Origin of the sequence: Kitasatospora sp. NPDC028055 (genome assembly GCF_040637885.1) — a bacterium.
In the GTDB taxonomy this organism is placed as follows: Bacteria; Actinomycetota; Actinomycetes; order Streptomycetales; family Streptomycetaceae; genus Kitasatospora.
Genome location: NZ_JBEZXE010000014.1, coordinates 139,256 through 156,661 on the forward strand (window position 1 = coordinate 139,256; position 17,406 = coordinate 156,661).

Consider the following 17,406-nt stretch of genomic DNA (forward strand, 5'->3'; position numbering starts at 1 on the left):
TCTCCGGCACTGGGGCCGAGGCCGTCCGCGCCCGCCCGATCCGGCGCCGTCTCCGGCTCGAAGGGCCCCTCCCATCAGTACCTCCACCGCCCCCTCGGGCCGCGCCGACCGCGAGGACCCCACCGGCCCCGCGGAGCCCGTACGGCCCGCCGAGCCCGTGGACCGTGCCGAGCCCGGTGAGCCCACCGGCCGTCGCCGCTTCCTGACCTACCTGCTGGCCGCCCCCACCCTCACCGTCGCCGCCCGGTTCGGCCTCGACGCCGCCGCGCCCGCCACCGCCCGGGCCGCCGAGCGCACCGCCGCGGCCACCCGCGACGCCGCCGCGCCCCCGCAACTGCTCGGCCTGCCCGGCATCCCCGACGTCCTCGACCTCGGCGACGCGATGATCCTCGCCGGCCTGCCGACCTCCCACCTGCTGGTGCTCGAAATCACCCCCGCCGGGCGTGCCGCGCTGTACCTGCCCCGGCTGGAGGTCGGCCAGGGCCTCACCACCGCCATCGCCATGCTGGTCGCCGAGGAACTCGACGCCGACCTCACCGACGTGGACGTGCCGCTCTCCGACGGCCGCCCCGAACTGCTCTTCAACCAGCTCACCGGCGGCTCCAACTCGGTGCGCTCGCTGTACGACCCGGTGCGCGCCGCGGCCGCCGCCGCCCGCGCCCGGCTGGTCACCGCCGCCGCGAACCGCTGGAACGTTCCCGCGACCACCCTGCGCACCGCCGGCTCCGCCGTCCTCGCCCCCGACGGCCGGCGCCTGCGCTTCGGCGAACTCGCCGCCGACGCCGCCACCGTGGCCGTACCCGCCGTCCCCACCACCCCCAAGCCGGCCGACCAGCGCCGCCTGGTCGGCCGGCCCACCGGCCGCATCGACGCCCGCGACATCGTCACCGGCCGCGCCAAGTACGCCGGAGACCTCCAGATCCCGGGCGCCGCGCCCACCGTCGTCGCCCGCCCGACCACCGTCAACGGCACCCTCAAGTCCCTGGACGCCTCGGTCGCCCGCGCCATGCCCGGGGTCCTCGCCGTGGTGCAGATCCCCACCGGCGTCGCCGTTCTCGCCGAGACCTTCGACCAGGCCCTCAAGGCCCGCGACGCGCTGCGCACCACCTGGAACCCCGGCCCGGCCGCCGACCTCTCCACCGAGGACGTCCGGGCCCGGCTGCGCGCCGCGCACGCGCCGTTCCTGCTGCCGCCGCTGCTCACCCCGTACCTGGACGGCGAGTTCGACTTCGCCTTCGTCAACCACGCCCCGATGGAGGTGCTCACCGCCGTCGCCGACGTCCGGCCCGGCCGCGCCGAACTCTGGTTCGCCGCCCAGAGCCCGATCATCGCCCAGCAGACCATCGCCGCCGAACTCGGCCTGCCGCAGAACGCCGTCACCGTCCACGTCGTACGCGGCGGCGGCTCCTTCGGCCGCCGGCTGTTCTTCGACGCCGCCCTGGAGGCCGCCCAGATCTCCCAGGCCGCCGGCCGCCCGGTCAAACTGATGTGGACCCGCAACGACGACATGCGGCACGGCCGGATGCGCCCCGCCAGCCACCACCGCATCCGCGCCACCTACGGCCTCGGCCAGGTGCTCACCTGGGAGCACCGCGCCGCCACCGTGCGCACCGACCTCTCGCACGGCCTCGGCGAGGCCCTCACCGGCGCCGGGTTCAACCTCTCCGTCGCCGGGATCAGCCTCGCCCAGGCCTTCTTCCTGCTCACCGAGAAGAACCCGTACAACGTCGGCGTCCCCACCCAGCTGCTCGCCGAACTCCCGCTGCCGCTGCACACCGGCAGCTGGCGCTCCGTCTACTCCGGCATGGTCCGGGTCGCCGACGAGATCATGATGGACGAACTCGCCCGCCGGATGGGCCAGGACGAGGTCGCCTTCCGGCGCGCCCGGGTGCGCGACGCCGCCGGCCGGACCCTCCTGGACACCGTCGCCAAGGCCGGCAACTGGGGCCGCCCGATGCCCGACGGCCAGGCCCAGGGCGTCGGCTACCACGACGAGAACGGCGGCCGGGCGGCCTACCTGGTCGAACTCGACGCCACCGACCGCGCCAACCCCCGGGTCACCAAGGCCGTCATCGCCGCCGATGTCGGCCAGGTCATCAACCCCCGTGGTCTGGAAGCCCAGTTGACCGGCGCGCTGATGGACGGCATCTCGGTGATCCTGCAGGCCGGCAACCACCTCGACAACGGCGCCTTCCGGGAAGGCAGTTACGCCGACTTCCACTACGCCCGGCAGCGCAACGCCCCGCCGACGGTCGAGATCCACCTGATGCCGCCCAGCGGATCTCCGGGCGGGGCGGGCGAGTTGGGCGTGCCCGCCGCCTCCGCCGCCGTCGCCAACGCCTACGCCCGCGCCACCGGCACCAGCCCGCGCTCCTTCCCGATCAACTTCTGAGGACCTCGACTCCCCATGCCCACCCACACCTTCGTCCTCAACGGGCAGCCCGTCAGCGTCGACGCCCCGGACGACATGCCGCTGCTCTGGGTCCTGCGCGACAAGCTCGGCGTCACCGGCCCCAAGTACGGCTGCGGCGTGGGCGTCTGCCGCGCCTGCACCAGCCACCTGGACGGCCAGGAGTTCCAGCCCTGCACCCGCTCGGTCAAGGACTGCGCGGGCCGCACCGTCACCACCATCGAGGGCCTCGCCGACGGCGACACCCTCCACCCCGTCCAGGAGGCCTGGATCGACTGCGACGTCGCCCAGTGCGGCTTCTGCCAGCCCGGCCAGATCATGACGGCCGTCGCCCTGCTACGCCGCACCCCGAACCCGACGGACGCCGACATCGACCAGATCCAGAACATCTGCCGCTGCGGCAGCTACCCCCGCATCCGCGAGGCCATCAAGCGCGCCGCCACCACCGGCCAGGCCCACTGACCGCGCGCCGCAGAGGACCCTATGCGCCGGTGCCCGCCGCCGGGTCGCGGCCGAAGAAGGCGGCGAGCCGGTCGTACGCCGGGGCGTCCGGCGGGGCGGGGACTTCGGGGCCGAAGGCGTGGTGGTCGGCCTCGTCGCCGCGGTACTCGGGTTTGAGCGCGCCGTGCGCCCAGTCGAGTGCCGCCCGGGCCACCTGGTGGTCCAGGCCCTCGGTGGACCGGCCGGTGGCGCGGGCCAGGTCCCAGGCGTGGACGGCGAATTCGGCGGTCTGCTGGTCGACCGGGAAGCGGGCCGGGAGGGTGGCGCCGCCGGGGAGCTCGACCGTACCGGTGAGGTCCCCGGCGGCGCGCCAGGCCTCGACCAGCCGCTCGGCCCCGGCTTCGAAGGCGTGCAGCCAGTCCTCCTCGACCCGGTCGAAGGGCCGGCTCCAGTCCGGCTGCCCGCCTTCGGCCCGGACGGTGAACTGCCGCAGGTCGTACAGGAGGTGGCTGATCAGGTCGCCGACGTCCCAGGAGCGGCAGGGGGTCGGGTGGCCGGCCAGTTCCACGCCGGTGCCGTCGATCAGCCCGGCGGTCTGGGCGAGGGCCCGGGCGAGCAGCTCGATCGGGTCCACCGGCTCGGCCGGGTCGTCCACCGCGGTCATGGCACACCTCTCGGTCGGGCGTGGGGCGCACGGGCCGTGCCGGGCGATCGTAAGCGTGGTCGCCGACGACCGCCCGGCACGACACCGCCACCCCCGCCGAACGGGAGACGCGCCCGGAGGTCAGGCGGCGAAGCCGCCGTCCACCGACAGTTCCGCGCCGGTGACGTAGCGGCCGTCCTCGCCCACCAGGTAGGAGACGGCGCCCGCGACCTCCGCCACCGTGCCGTAGCGGCCGAGGGCGACGAAGCCGCGCTGGAAGTCGGCGGACTCGCCGTCGGCCGGGTTCATGTCGGTGTCGATCGGGCCCGGGTGGACGAGGTTGGCGGTGATCCCGCGCGGGCCGAGCTCCCTGGCCAGCGCCTTGGTCAGGCCGATCAGCGCGGCCTTGCTGGTCGCGTAGAGCGCGGCGCCGGGGAAGACGACGCGCTGGGCGATGCAGCTGCCGATGCTGACGATCCGCCCGCCCTCGGTCAGGTGCGGGACGGCCGCCCGGGCGTACAGGTACGGCGCCCGGACGTTCACCGCCAGCACCCGGTCGACCTCCTCGACCGTGCTCGCCTCGATCGGCCCGCCGGCCCCGACGCCCGCGTTGTTGACCAGTACGTCCAGCCGCCCGAACCGCTCGACGACCGCCGCCACGGCCGCCTCCACCGCCGCCGGGTCGGCGCTGTCGGCGCGCACGGCCCAGCCCGTCCGCCCCATCGCGGTGATCTTGGCGACCACCTCCTCGGCCCGCTCGGCCGAGCCCTGGTAGCTCAGCGCCACGTGGGCGCCGTCCTCGGCCAGCCGCAGCGCGACCGCGGCCCCGATCCCCCGGCTGCCGCCGGTCACCAGGGCCACCTTGCCGTCGAGCGCCGCCGCACCGTTCATCGTCATGTCCTCGGATCTCCTTGTGCACCGTTGTTCCGATCGCGTCCCGGCCGGGTGCCGGCCGGCGTTCCGCTCTCGGTGGGTGAGTCGATCCTGTTCCGGATTCCTTGACGTCTCCGGCGGTATTCGGACGTTGCGTTCAACATTCAACTACGACTCCGCGCGCCCCCGGGGCACGACCGCCCGCCGGTAGTACGACCCGACCGCCGGCTGCCCGGTCCAGTTCGGCCCGGCCGACGGGTCGGCACCCGCGTACTCGAACGGCAGCGCGACCGGCCGTCCGCCGTCCAGGAGCAGCAGGTGACGGCGCGGGCGGTACTCGACCCCGGCCGCCCGCAGCGCGGCCAGCACCGCCCGGCCCGCTCCGGAGCCGTCGGGGCGGCGCACCGACTCCGGGTCGAAGTGGGCGGCGAAACGGCCGTCCGGGCTCAGCCAGGAGGCGGCGCGGGTGATCGCGCCGAGCTGGTCGCCGAGGTAGTGCAGCCCGTGCACACAGGTGATCAGCTGGTACGACCGCTCGGGCGCCCAGTCGGCGAGCGCCGCCGTCACCAGGCGGAGCCGGGCCCCGGCCGGCGGGACAGCCGGCGGGACGGGCGGCGGGACCAGCGGTCCGAGCAGGTCCACCCCCGTCAGCTCGGCGCCGGCGGGCAGCGCTGCGGCCGCCTCGACCAGCGCCCGGCCCTCCCCGCTGCACAGGTCCAGCCAGCCGGGCGCGGCGCCGCCGTGCTCCCGGAGCCAGGCGGCGGGGTCGAAGCCCAGCTCACGGGTGTAGCTGTTGACGCCGCGGAGCCCGCGCCCGCGGTTCATCGTGCTGTTGGCCACCACGGAGGAGGCGGTGAGCGCACTGTCATCGATCAGTCGGACCATCGGACGACCCTATCGACGCGGAAACCCGGCACGCCGAAGGGCCCAGGCGCGAGGACGCACCCGGACGCGCCGAACGGCCACCCCACGCAGGGGTGGCCGCCGGAGCGCGCCGGATCTCACCGGATCTCACCGGTGGGCGGTGGAGCGTCAGACGGTCAGCGTCTGCCCCGGGAAGATCAGGTCCGGGTCGGCGCCGATGGTGCGGGCGTTCTTGCTGTACAGGCCGTCGGTGTCGACGCCGAACTTGGCGGCGATGTCGCTCAGCGTGTCACCGCTGCGGACGGTGTACTCGCCACCGGCGGTGTTCTTCGCCGCCGCCGGAGCGGACTGCACCGGCTTGGCCGACGGACGGCCCTGCGGGGCCTGCGCGGCGTTCGGCTTCGCCTTCGGGGCGGCCGCCTTCGGAGCCGCCTGCTGGGCGGCCTTGGGGGCCGCCTTCGCGGCCCGCTTGGCCGGCTTGGCGGCGCTCGCGGGCCGGTCCGCGGCACCCGAGCCCGCCGAGGTGTCGACGGCGGCCGGCGCGCCGCCCCTGCTCAGGCCCGCCTTCTGGGAGCACACGGGCCAGGCGCCCGGCCCCTGCGAGGCGAGCACCTTCTCGGCGACGGCGATCTGCTGCGCCCTGGTCGCCTGGTGGGCCTGGGGAGCGTACGCGGTTCCGCCGTACGCGGCCCAGGTGGAGGGGGTGAACTGCAGTCCGCCGTTGAAGCCGTTGCCGGTGCTGATGCTCCAGTTCCCGCCGCTCTCGCACTGGGCGACGGCGTCCCAGGTGGAGGAGGGTGCGGCGGAGGCCGAGGTGGCCGTGACGAGGCCGGCCACCGGCAGGGCCGCGACGGCGGCGCCTGCGACGACCGCCATCCGCAGGCGGTTGCGCTTGCTGGTGGTGGTCTCGGTGGCAGCGGCGGTCTCGTGACGGGAAGTCATGAATGTCCTCTCGACAAGCCCCGGGCGGGCAGGCGGAACCAGGCCCGGGACACGGGCCGGTCGGTTGCGCTCACCTCACTCGTCGGGCGGCCGGCCACGTGTCGGACGTGCCGTGCCGCCCCGGCCACCTCCACTCGCCGACGGCCTCTTCGAGCCGGTCTCGTCGGCGGGCACCGCCCTCGCGCCGGGGGTCAGTCGGCGGGCCGTGCGTCGGGGTGAACCCGGGTGGCGCTCGTTGCGCCGCCAAGAAAGCTAGGGGCACATCCGAGGCTCAGCAAGCAATTCTTGGTTCTCGCAGGTCAGTTGACTGTTACCGGCGGTATCGATCAAGAAACGGAGCCCGGTTCGACCGCATTTGACCGCATTTCAGGGATCGGACGATCAATTTCCGTGCCCTCGCTCACATCTGTCCGTTCGTGAACTCCCGCACACCATCGACCGTCCGCGATCAGGAAGTGACGGATCGTCACCAGGACATCCGGAGTTCCCGGTTCGGACCACCGGTCGAGTGGGATCCGTCACCGGCGACACGCTCCGCAGCCGAGCAACCCCGCTCAGCTACGGCCGTCGAGCTCCGCGTCCCGCGCCAGCAGCGCCGCCTGGACCCGGTTCTCACAGCCCAACTTGGCCAGGATCCGGCTGACGTAGGTCTTCACCGTCGCCTCGCTCATGTGGATCCGGGCCCCCGCGTCCGCGTTGGACAGGCCCTCCCCGAGCAGCGCCAGCACCTCCAGCTCGCGCCCGGTGAGCACCTCCAGCCGGCGCCGCGCCTCGGCGCTGCGGGTGGCCGCCGAGCTGCTCCGCCCGGCGGCCAGCGAGTCCACGATGTGCCGGGTGGCGGCCGGGGAGAGGAAGGCGTTCCCGCCAGCCGCGGCCCGGACGGCCTGGATCAGCTCGTTCGGCGCGGTGTCCTTGAGCAGGAACCCGGCGCCGCCCTCGGTCACGGCGCGCAGGACGTTCTCGCGCTCCCCGAAGGTGGTGAGGATGATCGCCCGTGCGCCGGGCGCGACCCTGCCGAGCTCCCCGAGCGCCGTCAGTCCGTCCATCACCGGCATCTGGATGTCCAGCAGGACGACGTCCACCCGGTGCGCCCGGGCCAGCTCCAGCGCCTGCCGGCCGTCGGCGGCCTCCGCGACCACCTCGATGTCCTCGGCCGACCCCAGGATCATCCTGATCCCGGCCCGGATGAGCGGCTCGTCGTCGGCGACGAGGACTCGGATCACGCTGGTCATTCCCCTCGAACGGTGGTGCGGCTGGAACCCCATCCTCACATCCCGGCCGCGCCCGCCTCCCGCCCGGGGCCCGGCGGAACCGACCGGCACGGCCCCGGACCGGACCCGAACCGGCCCCGGACGCCCGGACGGCACGGCGGCACGGGCGGCACGGGCGGCACGGCGGCACGACGCCCGGACGGCACGGCGGCGTCAGCCGGTCACGTACTCCACCTTCTCCACCAGCACCCCGCCCTTGAAGCAGAACCGCGCCACGCGGTTGTCCGACCAGGAGTCGCCCTGGCCGTCCTTCTCCAGCGAGAACCAGCGGCAGTGCGAGTCCTCCGGCCGGGGCGGCCCGGCGGACTGGAAGTCGGAGGTGAAGAAGTCGTTGCCGGGCGGGAGCTGCCGCAGCACCTCGCCCCGCGAGTCGCCCACCTGGATCCGGTCGTAGACCGACTGCTGCACCGTCGCGTCGTTGGCGCCCCGGACGAAGGCCACCACGCCCCAGGCCACCAGGCTCGCCAGGATCAGCATCACCGCGCCCACCCCGGCCGCGCAGCCGAGCGCCGGGCGGCGCCGGGCGCCCTCCGCGCCGTCCACCGGCGGCAGCCCGCCGACCGCCCAGTCCTCCTCGGCCGCCAGGGCGGCGGCGCCCTCGGCCTCCGCCCCCTCGTACGGGAGGACGGCGGCCAGCCGGAAGCCCCCGTCGGGCGTCGGGCCGGCGTGCACCATGCCGCCGACCAGCCGGGCGCGCTCCCGCAGGCCGGTCAGCCCCTGTCCGCCGCTCACCACCGACCCCGCGCCGGCGCGCGCGCCCACGAGCTCCGGCGCGGGGGGGTTGGTGACCTCCACCACCAGGGCGTCCGGCTCGTACCGGAGCGCGACCGCGATCGGCGCGCCGGGGGCGTGCTTGTGCGCGTTGGTGAGCGCCTCCTGCACGATCCGGTACGCCGCGTGGTCGACCGCCGCCGCGAGCGGCCGCCGCTCGCCCTCGACGCCGAGCTCCACCACCGCCCCGGGCGCCCGGGAGGACTCCACCAAGCCCTCGATCCCGTCGACCCCGCCGCGCGGGGCCGCCGACCCCTGGGCGCCGACGACCGCGGGCGGCAGCGCCGTCGACTCGTCGTGCAGCACCCCGACCACCTCGCGCAGCTCGCGCATGGCCGCGACCGCTGCCTGCCGCAGCACCCCGACCGCCTCCCGCTGCCGGTCGCCGAGGGTGCGGTCGACCTCCAGCGCGCCCGAGTGCACGGAGATCAGCGCCAGCTGGTGGCCCAGGCTGTCGTGCATGTCCTGGGCGATCCGGTGCCGCTCCCGCAGCCGGGCCTGGTGCACTACCATCGCCCGCTCGCGCACCAGCTGGTCGTTGCGCTCGCGCAGCGCGTCCAGCAGGGCGCGGCGCTGCGCCCGGTAGCGGCTGTAGAGGGCGGGCAGCGCGGCGAAGACCAGGAAGACGCCGAGCGACAACCCGATGATCAGCTTGGGCGAGTACGAGGCGCCGTCCTTGAGCATCCCGAACATGGAGAACATCAGGTAGCTCAGCACGAAGGCGCCGACCAGCCGCCACACCCGGCCGATCCGCGCCCCGGCCACCCAGCCCGCGCACACCAGCAGCGGGAACGGCCCGAGCGACCAGCCCGCCAGCGTCCCGGCCAGCACCAGCACGGTCGCCGGGAACCCGCGCCGCAGCAGCCACAGCGCGGCGACGGCCAGCCCGAAGGGCACCGCCAGGTCGGTGGCGGTGAGGATCTCCAGCAGGGCCGCCAGCAGGCCCATCAGCAGGGCCGCCACGGCCTCGCCGACCACCCGGCGGGGGCGCCAGGGCCCCGGGAGGGCCGTCCGTACCGCTTTCGACCAGGCCCGTGCGATTGCTTCCACCCGTCGAGGCTAACCGGGTGACCGCCCCGGCCGCGGTCACCCTTCGTCGCCGCCCGGACCGACGAAAGTCGCCGCTCCTCCGCCGCCCGCGCTGCCCGGCCCGCCGCCGTCCACGCCGCCCGCACCGCCGCCGCCCGCGCTGCCCGGCCCGCTCTCCGGCTCGAAGGCCGTGAGCAGCAGCGCCACGTCGTCCACCCGCCCGGTCGAGCCGACCTCGCGCAACAGCCGCTCGGCCAGCTCCTCCAGCTCCTCCCCCGCCCGGCCGTGCGCCAGCGCCGCGCGCAGCCGGTCCACCCCCTGGTCGATCGCCAGCGCCGGGTCCTCCACCAGCCCGTCGGTGTAGAGGACCAGCAGCGACCCGGGCCGCAGCCGCAGCTCGCTGACCGGGTACACCGCCCCGTCCGCCACGCCCAGCAGCGGCCCGCCCGGCACGTACAGCGCCTCGGCCCGTCCGTCCGGGTGCCGCAGCACCGGCGGGAGGTGGCCGGCCCGGCCGATCCGCACGGTGCCGTCGGCGGGGGTGAGGCGGACCAGGCAGCAGCTGGCGAGCAGCCCCGGGTCGAGGTCGAGCAGCAGCCGGTTGGTGCGGGCCAGAACCTCGCCGGGCGGCTCACCGCTGCTGGCGAACGCCCGTACGGCGCTGCGCAGTTGGCCCATCGCGGCGGCCGCCCCGACACTGTGGCCCTCGACGTCGCCGATCACCAGGGTGAGGTCGTCGCCGGTGACGATCGCGTCGTACCAGTCGCCGCCGATCTCCATGCCCTGGGTGCCCGGCAGGTAGCGGGCGGCGGTGCGGATGCCGGGCACCTGCGGGAGCCGGTGCGGCAGCAGGGCCTGTTGCAGGCCGCGGGCCAGCGTGAACTCGGCGTCGTACAGCCGGGCCCGCTCCAAAGCCTGGGCGATGAAGCCTCCGAGGCCGGTGAGCAGTCCGCGCTCCTCGACGGTGAAGGGGTGCGCCCGGTCGAACCCGAGGATGCAGCTGCCGACGGGACGCCCGGAGGCGATCAGCGGCAGGAAGGCCCAGGCGCCCATCTCGTCCAGGGCGAGACCCGGGTAGGCGGCGGCGAGCTCGCGCACCGACTCGAAGAAGATCGGGGTGCCGGTGCTGAGCGCCTCCGCGCCGGGGACGCGGGCGTCCAGCGCGGTGCCCTCGAAGCCGTCCAGGAAGCCGTCGGGGTAGCCGCTCTGCGAGACCAGGTGCAGCCGCTGGTCGCGCACCGCGTAGATGGCGAGCTCCTGGCCGCCGAAGGCCGGCAGGAGCTCCTCGGCCACCGCCCGGCAGACGTCCCGCACGGTGACCGCCTCGGTGAGCGCGCCGGCCAGCTGGAGCAGGTGGTGGGTGCCGCCGATGCCGCCGCCGCTACCGCTGCCCGCACCGGCCGTGGCGGCGGGCGGCGCCACGGCGGTCGGCGGCTCGGCCGCGCCCGGCGGGGGGTCGGCGGCGACCACCCGGGCGGTGACGCCGTGCGGGTCGGGGTAGAGCGAGAAGGCGAGCCAGCCGTCCGGCGGGCGGACCGCCAGGAAGGCGGTGGGCTGCTGGGAGATCAGGGCGGCGCGGTAGCGGTTCTCGTAGAAGGGGTCGGCGAGCCAGGGCAGCACCTCCCAGGGGTGGCGGCCGACCAGCTCCTCGGCGCCGGCCCCGAGCAGCGGCTCGGCGGCCCGGTTGACGTAGCCGATCAGGCCGTCCGGGTCGAGCGAGACCAGGCCCTCGTGCAGCCGCTCGACGGCGGCGGCGGCCGCGGTCAGGGTGCGGACGTCCAGGACGGCGCCGACCAGGTGGGTCCCGCCGCCGGTGATCGCCCCGGGCACCCGGGCCCACAGCTCCACCGGGTACGGGCGGCCGCCCGGTCCGAGCACCCGCACCCGGGCCGCCAGCACCTCGCCGTGCTCCAGGGCGGTGCGGGCGGCGGCCCGGAACTCGGGCACGTCGCCGGGGGCGATCCGGCGGGTCAGGCAGCGCACCGTGCCGTCGAACTCGCCGGGCGCGAAGCCGAAGATCTCCCGGAACCGCACGTCCGCCGCGAGCACGCCACGGGCCACGTCCCAGTCGAACAGCCCGACCCGGGTGGTCGGCACCGACGGCGGCGCCAGCTCCACCACGGCGGCGTCCCCGGCCGGCTCCACCGGCTGCCCGGCCGCCGCCACCCCGGCGAGCCCCGCGCCCAGCCGGGAGGCGACCGCCTCCGGGCGACCGCCGTCCCCGGCCGGCACCCCGTCGTCCGAGGCCGGCCACAGCACGCTGAGCACCCCGAACCGCTCCCCGCCGTGCTCCACCGGCACGCAGACGGAGACGAAGTCGTACGGCAGCCCGACGGCCAGCTGCGGGAAGCGCCGCAAGGTGTCCTCGGAGTCGGACAGCGTGACGGTCCGCCCGGTCCGGAAGCAGACCGCGACCGGCAGCGGTCCGGCGGCCGCGACCCGGCGGAACGGACTCATGATCGACAGCGGCACCCCGACGAGGGTCCGCAGCACCAGGGACCGCCCGTCCCGCGAGCGCAGGTGCACCATCGCCCCGTACGCCCCGGTCGACGCCAGCACCTCCCGGACGGCCTCCGCCAACAGCTCGTCCCGCGCGTGCGCCGCCTCCGGGCCCGCCGCACGGACCGGTTCGGCGTCCCCGCCGGTCGGCCGCGGATCGCGCATGCTCCCTTGCTACGTCCGGCCCGGAACCGTGTCAAGGCGAGCCCTGCCCGCCCCGGGCGGCCCACCGGCCCCACCCGCACCGGCACGGACGCCCCGCTCGCCCGGCCGAACCGCTCCACCCGCACCGGCACGGACGGCCCGCTCGCCCGGCCGAACCGCTCCACCGGGCAGGTGACGCGCTACGGCAGACCGGTGAGGTCGACCTCCACCGGGTACGGCACCGCGGCCTTCACCAGTCCGGTGAACACCTCACCGGCCCGGTACACCCGGCTCGCCTCGTCCAGCACACAGGTGTGGACGACCGGCACCCGGCCCGCCGCCTGCTCGACCCGCCAGTAGTAAGGGAATCCCGGCCTGTGCGTACTGGTCGGGCTTGACCACCCGGTCGGTGGTCTCCGAGCCGGGCGCGACGACCTCGACCACCAGCAGCACCTGCTCCGGCCGGGCCGGCCCCTCGTCGACCAGGTCGGCCCGGTAGACCGCCACGTCCGGGCGGCGGTTGTCGAGCGGCACGTCCCGCAGCCGCAGGTCGAAGCCGCAGTCGGCGTTCCAGGCGGCCCCGCCCGCCTCGTCCAGGGCGTTCGCCACCAACCGCGCGATCCGGCTGTGGCGGGCCGAGCGGCTCGGACGGGCGACCACCGCCCCGCCGACGATCTCCACCTCGGCGCACTGCTCCTCGGCCCAGCCGTCGTACTGCTCGGCCGTCACGGTGGACATCCTCGGGCCTCCTGGGCGCGCCGGTACTCGTTCCGTCGGACGCAGCGTAGTAGCCCGGCGGTCGCCGCCTGGGATGGTTCGGGGACCGTTCGATATCCTCCCCGGCGGGTGGTGGCACGGTGGCCGCCGGGGGTGGGAGTGAGGACCGGATGAAGTCGCCCGAGGGGCCCGTGCAGGACGCCGCCTGGCAGTGGGACGGAGAGGCGGACGGTGCGGACGCGGTGTCCGGGGACGTGCTCGGCGGTGGGGGCCCGGACGGCGGCGGTCCCCGGCTGAGCCGGCGCGGGCTGCTGATCGGGGCCGGGGTGCTGGCGGCCGGCGGGGCGGCGTGGGCGCTGGGCCGGGTGGAGGGCGACGGGCCGACGCCGTCGCCGTCGCCGAGCGGGCCGCAGCCGACCGCGACGTCCGGGCCGACGCCGCTGTGGACGTACCGGGGCCCGCAGGCGATGACCCCGGAGCGGCTGCTCGCCGCGCCACAGGGAGCGGCGTTCCTCTCCAAGGCGGGGTGGCAGGCCCTCGATCCGGACACCGGTCGCCCCGGACGGCTGCTGGTGTTCGACCCGCCGGCGCCCAAGGACTGGCCGAGCGACCGGGAACTGCCCGCCGGAAAGGTCGCGGTCTGGCGCGACTACCTGTACACGGCCACCTCCCGGGGCCACCTGGACGCCCACCACCTCACCGACCCGGCCGCCGACTGGAGCCTGGCACTGCCCGACGAGCTGGACGGTCAGGTCCAGCTCACCTGCCTGAGCGCGGGCGTCCTCTACGGCTGCCTGTCGAGCTGGCCGCGCTCGGACGGCTCGGTGCCGAGCAGCCGGATCTTCGCCGTGCGGCTGGACCAGCGCTCCCTGCTCTGGTCCGTCGCGGTCGACCACCAGGAACGGCCCGTCGCCGCCACCGCCCCCTACGACAAGAACCTGCTGGCCTGCGTCCGGTCGACCGGCGAACGGATCGAGCTGGTGGTCCGGGACGCCACCACCGGCGAGGAGCTCTCGACCGCCGCCGTCAGCCAGGACTTCGGCTGGTGCGTCGCCTCCGGGGCGTCCTTCCTCGTGCCGGACAGCAACGGCGGGGTGTACCTGCTCGGCCCCGACGGCAAGCCGGTCTGGAACCACACCGCCGCCCGGGGGGAGTCGTGGCGGGCCCTGCCGCCCGTCCCGGACGCCGCCCGGGTCCTCGTGCTGCGCAACGACGGCGTCGTCACCTGCCTCGAGCCCCGGACCGGCGCGGTGCTCTGGTCCGTCAGGCTGCCGTTCCTGCTGGACAGCCGCAGCCGTCCGCTGGTCGTCGGCGGCACGCTGTACGTGCCCGGTCCGGCGGCGGGCGGGGTGGCCGCGATCTACACCGCGACCGGCACGCCGGGGTGGACCTTCCACGACTCCGGCCCGGGCCGGGACGTCTGGAACCTCGCCGCCGACGGCTCCCACCTCTACGCCGGCCACGACGACGTCCTGCACGCGCTCCCGCTGACCTGAAACCGCTGGGCCGCGAGCGCCCCGGGCGGCAGGATGTCCTGGTGCAGGTACACCCGATCTCTCCCGACAAGCTGGCCGAGCTGCTCGCCGACCGGATCACCGAACTGCCCGGCGCCGGCGAGCGGTGGCTGCGGGTCGCCGTGGACGGCGCCGCGGCCGCCCGGCCCGAGCTGCTCGCCGACGCCCTGGTGGAGCCGCTGCGGCTGCGCGGCCGCCCGGCGCTGCGGGTGTCGGCGGCAGGCTTCCTGCGCCCGGCCTCGATCCGGCTGGAGTACGGCCACCAGGACACGGACGCCTTCCACGACCTCTGGCTGGACGACGGCGCCCTGCTGCGCGAGGTGCTGGACCCGTTGGAGCCGGGCGGCACCGGCCGGGTGCTGCCCTCGCTGCGTGACCCGGTCACCGACCGCTCGACCCGCGCCCCGTACGTCCAACTCCCGCCCGGCGGGGTGCTGTTGCTGGACGGAGCCCTGCTGCTCGGCCGCTGGCTGCCGTTCGAACTGAGCGTCCACCTGGCACTCACCCCGGCCGCGCTGGTCCGCCGCACTCCGGCGGACCAGCAGTGGACCCTGCCCGCCTTCGCCCGCTACGAGGCGGAGACCGGGCCGGCCGAGGCCGCCGACCTCACCGTACGGGCGGACGACCCGCGGCACCCTGCCCTGGTCGAGCGGACCTAGCGGACCTAGCGGACCAAGCGGACGTAACGGGTGTGACGGGTGTAATGGTCCTGGGGGCCCGGGGCGGAGGCGGCCGTCGGGGCCGGCCCGCGCTGGCAGTACGGGCACCAGAACACCGCCCGGTCCCGCGGGGCGTCGCCCTGGCGCCCGGTCAGCACGGGCGTGACGCAGCGCGGGCAGGGGCGGCCCGCCCGGCCGTAGACCCAGTGCTGGTAGCCGGGCCGGGTGTCACCGGTGGTGACGTGGCCGGGGCGCAGCTTGTTGGCCTCCAGCATCTGCCGGGCCCGCTCCACCAGCCGGTCGGGGTGCGGCACCTGTCCGACCTCGGTCCACGGGGTGACCCCGGCGACGAAGCACAGTTCGTTGGCGTAGACGTTGCCGATCCCGGCCAGGTTGCGCTGGTCGAGCAGGGCCTCGACGAGCGGCCGGGCGGGGCGGGCGAGGAGTCGGCGGAGGGCTTCGACCGGGTCCCAGTCGGGGCCGAGCAGGTCGGGGCCGAGGTGGCCGAGGGCGCGCCCTTCGTCGCCGGTGCGCAGCAGTTCGACGACGGGCAGCCGGTAGCCGACGGCGGTGCCGTGCTCGGTGCCGAGGACGGCGCGGATCTGGAAGGCGGGGCCGCCGGTCCAGCGCTCGCCGGGGCGGTAGACCTCCCAGCGGCCGTCCATCCGCAGGTGGGTGTGCAGGGTGAGCCCGCCCTCGAGGCGGGTGAGCAGGTGCTTGCCGCGCGGGCGGACCTCCAGCACCCGGCGGCCGGCGAGCGCGGCGGTGGCGAGCGCGGGCACCCGCAGCTCGGCGCTGGTCAGCTGCTGACCGGCGAGGGCCTCGTGCAGCCGGGCCGCCACGCGGTAGATGGAGTCACCTTCTGGCATGTCTCCATTCTGGTCCGCGCGGCGGCCCGGTGCGCCACCGGCCCGGTGCGCCACCGGCCTGGTGCGCCACCGGCCCGGTGCGCCACCGGCCCCTGGCCGCTACCCGGCCTCGACCTGGCCCTCCCGCACCACGACCACGGGGCAGGGCGCGTGCTCGGTGACGTGGCGGCTGACCGAGCCGAGCAGCACGCCGGAGAAGCCGCCGAGACCGCGGCTGCCGACGACCAGCAGCGCGGCGCCCTTGGCGGCCTGCAGCAGGACGCCGGCCCCGTTGCCGGGCATCACGCTCTCCCTGATCGACACCTCCGGGTCGGTACCGACGATCTTGGCGACGCTCTCGGCCAGGGTCTTGCCGGCCAGCTCCTCGGGGTTGAAGGACTCCCCGGTGGGGACGGCCGTCCCGCCCCAGCCGTAGAAGGCGGGGTACTCCCAGGCGGTGACGGCGTCGACCGTCCCGCCGACGGCCTTCGCGTAGTCGAGCGCCCAGCGCAGCGCCTGCTCCGAGGCGGGCGAGCCGTCGACGCCGACGACGATCCGGGGGTTGGCACTCATGCGGTTGCTCCTTCGGTCACTCCTGCTCGGCTGCTCGGCACGGATCGTCCGAACATAGATCAAATCGGGCATTCACCCGGCGGCTTCCAGGACGCCCGGGATGGCTTGCGACCCGGCCTCCTGGTTTCCCGGTTTCCTGGCTGCGGTCAACTGCGGTAGGCGTCCCAGGAGTTGGACATCCGCTGGGCCTGCCCCGGGGTGAACTGGGACATGCAGGAGTCGTAGCCGTAGTCCATGAAGTTGTGGATCGGGTCGAGCCCGCCGCCCGGGCAGGTGTGCCGGCCCTCGGGGCAGCCGTAGGCGGCGCTGCGCTCGGGCGGGGTGTCGTCCACGTAGTCGCCCGGGAGCAGGCAGCCGCCCTGGAAGGTGTGGAAGAGGCCGAGCCAGTGGCCGATCTCGTGGGTGGCGGTGTTGCCCTCGTTGTAGTGGGTGGCGGGGCCGCCGGGCAGCGAGTCGTCCAGGATCACCACGCCGTCGTCCGTCGGGGCCGAGCGGTAGGCGTTCGGGAAGGTCGACCAGCCGAGCAGGGACTGGCCGAGGTGGGCGGTGTACAGGTTGAGGGTGCCCTGGTCCCCCTTGCGCAGGGCGCTCTTCATCGACCGCTCGGCGGCGGCACCGGGGGTCATGCCGGAGTACCAGCCGGCGTTGTCGGTCCAGTCGGTGCCGGCCAGCTCGAAGTGGAACCGGGTGGGGGTGTTGCCCTCGCCCTGGCCGCCGTAGGTGGCGTTGAGGTGGTCGATCTGGGCGGCCACCACGCCCGCGTCCAGCCGGCCGGCGTCCCCGGAGTGGATCACGTGGACGTACACCGGGACGGTGGTCGGGGCGGCGGCCAGCTGCACGTGGGCGGGGCCGAGCTCGGTGAGCCGGTGGTCCAGGTCCGCCTGCATCGCCCGGGCCTCACCGGCGCTCACGGCGTTCGGGTCCCGGCCCGCCTGACTGCCCGCAGGCTTCCGGGCGGCGGCGGCACCGGTGGAGGCGGCACCGGTGGCGTCCGCACCGGTGGCGGCGGTCTCGGCGGCGGTCTCGGCCGCGGTGCCGTCGCAGACGGCCGCCACCGTACGGTGCGGGGCCGGGGCGGCGAACTGGCTCAGACCGGCCGCGGCAACCAGCGCGGCGGCGCAGGGGAACAGACGGGGGGCACGCGAGCGCACCCGGGCAGTACGGCGCATCAGCGCTCCTGACGGGGAGGTGACCAGGGAGGTGGCGGG

Annotated in this window: 14 protein-coding genes and 1 pseudogene; 4 read left to right on the plus strand and 11 right to left on the minus strand. The window is 75.6% G+C overall.

Features of this window, described 5'->3' with window-relative positions:
- Nucleotides 1-157: 157 nt before the first annotated feature.
- Nucleotides 158-2,392: a molybdopterin cofactor-binding domain-containing protein gene (locus AB0F71_RS17380; protein ID WP_360234396.1), complete on the plus strand. Its 2,235-nt coding sequence runs from the start codon at nucleotides 158-160 to the stop codon at nucleotides 2,390-2,392.
- A 15-nt stretch (nucleotides 2,393-2,407) separates the two neighbouring features.
- Nucleotides 2,408-2,872 carry a (2Fe-2S)-binding protein gene (locus AB0F71_RS17385; protein WP_360234399.1) on the plus strand — a complete coding sequence of 155 codons (465 nt, stop codon included), beginning with the start codon at nucleotides 2,408-2,410 and terminating at the stop codon, nucleotides 2,870-2,872.
- A 19-nt stretch (nucleotides 2,873-2,891) separates the two neighbouring features.
- Here the strand turns inward: AB0F71_RS17385 and AB0F71_RS17390 are convergent, their stop codons facing one another.
- From AB0F71_RS17390 to AB0F71_RS17425, 8 genes and pseudogenes are all read right to left on the minus strand, one after another.
- On the minus strand, nucleotides 2,892-3,515 hold the full coding sequence (locus tag AB0F71_RS17390) for a TIGR03086 family metal-binding protein (protein ID WP_360234402.1): 624 nt from the start codon (nucleotides 3,513-3,515) through the stop codon (nucleotides 2,892-2,894).
- A gap of 120 nt (nucleotides 3,516-3,635) precedes the next feature.
- Complete coding sequence (locus tag AB0F71_RS17395; RefSeq protein ID WP_360234405.1) at nucleotides 3,636-4,391, minus strand: SDR family oxidoreductase; 756 nt, start codon at nucleotides 4,389-4,391, stop codon at nucleotides 3,636-3,638.
- 144 nt (nucleotides 4,392-4,535) lie between these two features.
- Entirely contained in the window at nucleotides 4,536-5,252 is a 717-nt protein-coding gene (locus tag AB0F71_RS17400) for a methyltransferase domain-containing protein (protein ID WP_360234408.1), read from the minus strand.
- Nucleotides 5,253-5,399: 147 nt separating this feature from the next.
- Nucleotides 5,400-6,173, minus strand: a complete 774-nt coding sequence (locus AB0F71_RS17405) for a transglycosylase family protein (protein WP_360234411.1) — start codon at nucleotides 6,171-6,173, stop codon at nucleotides 5,400-5,402.
- A 554-nt stretch (nucleotides 6,174-6,727) separates the two neighbouring features.
- Entirely contained in the window at nucleotides 6,728-7,396 is a 669-nt protein-coding gene (locus AB0F71_RS17410; protein ID WP_360234489.1) for a response regulator transcription factor, read from the minus strand.
- A 201-nt stretch (nucleotides 7,397-7,597) separates the two neighbouring features.
- Nucleotides 7,598-9,265: a histidine kinase gene (locus tag AB0F71_RS17415; RefSeq protein WP_360234414.1), complete on the minus strand. Its 1,668-nt coding sequence runs from the start codon at nucleotides 9,263-9,265 to the stop codon at nucleotides 7,598-7,600.
- A 36-nt stretch (nucleotides 9,266-9,301) separates the two neighbouring features.
- On the minus strand, nucleotides 9,302-11,908 hold the full coding sequence (locus AB0F71_RS17420) for a SpoIIE family protein phosphatase (protein WP_360234417.1): 2,607 nt from the start codon (nucleotides 11,906-11,908) through the stop codon (nucleotides 9,302-9,304).
- A 179-nt stretch (nucleotides 11,909-12,087) separates the two neighbouring features.
- Nucleotides 12,088-12,625, minus strand: a pseudogene (locus tag AB0F71_RS17425) (Uma2 family endonuclease).
- A 149-nt stretch (nucleotides 12,626-12,774) separates the two neighbouring features.
- On the opposite strand from AB0F71_RS17425, the gene AB0F71_RS17430 reads away from it, so the two are divergent.
- On the plus strand, nucleotides 12,775-14,100 hold the full coding sequence (locus AB0F71_RS17430) for a PQQ-binding-like beta-propeller repeat protein (RefSeq protein ID WP_360234420.1): 1,326 nt from the start codon (nucleotides 12,775-12,777) through the stop codon (nucleotides 14,098-14,100).
- Between the two features lie 41 nt (nucleotides 14,101-14,141).
- Nucleotides 14,142-14,777, plus strand: coding sequence for a uridine kinase (locus AB0F71_RS17435; RefSeq protein ID WP_360234423.1), 636 nt, complete (start codon nucleotides 14,142-14,144; stop codon nucleotides 14,775-14,777).
- Nucleotides 14,778-14,782: 5 nt separating this feature from the next.
- On the opposite strand, the gene AB0F71_RS17440 is transcribed toward AB0F71_RS17435, so the two are convergent.
- From AB0F71_RS17440 to AB0F71_RS17450, 3 genes are all read right to left on the minus strand, one after another.
- Nucleotides 14,783-15,646, minus strand: a complete 864-nt coding sequence (locus AB0F71_RS17440) for a DNA-formamidopyrimidine glycosylase family protein (protein ID WP_360234426.1) — start codon at nucleotides 15,644-15,646, stop codon at nucleotides 14,783-14,785.
- A gap of 99 nt (nucleotides 15,647-15,745) precedes the next feature.
- On the minus strand, nucleotides 15,746-16,198 hold the full coding sequence (locus AB0F71_RS17445; RefSeq protein WP_360234429.1) for a universal stress protein: 453 nt from the start codon (nucleotides 16,196-16,198) through the stop codon (nucleotides 15,746-15,748).
- A 146-nt stretch (nucleotides 16,199-16,344) separates the two neighbouring features.
- Entirely contained in the window at nucleotides 16,345-17,367 is a 1,023-nt protein-coding gene (locus AB0F71_RS17450; RefSeq protein WP_360234432.1) for a zinc metalloprotease, read from the minus strand.
- Between the last annotated feature and the right edge of the window lie 39 nt (nucleotides 17,368-17,406).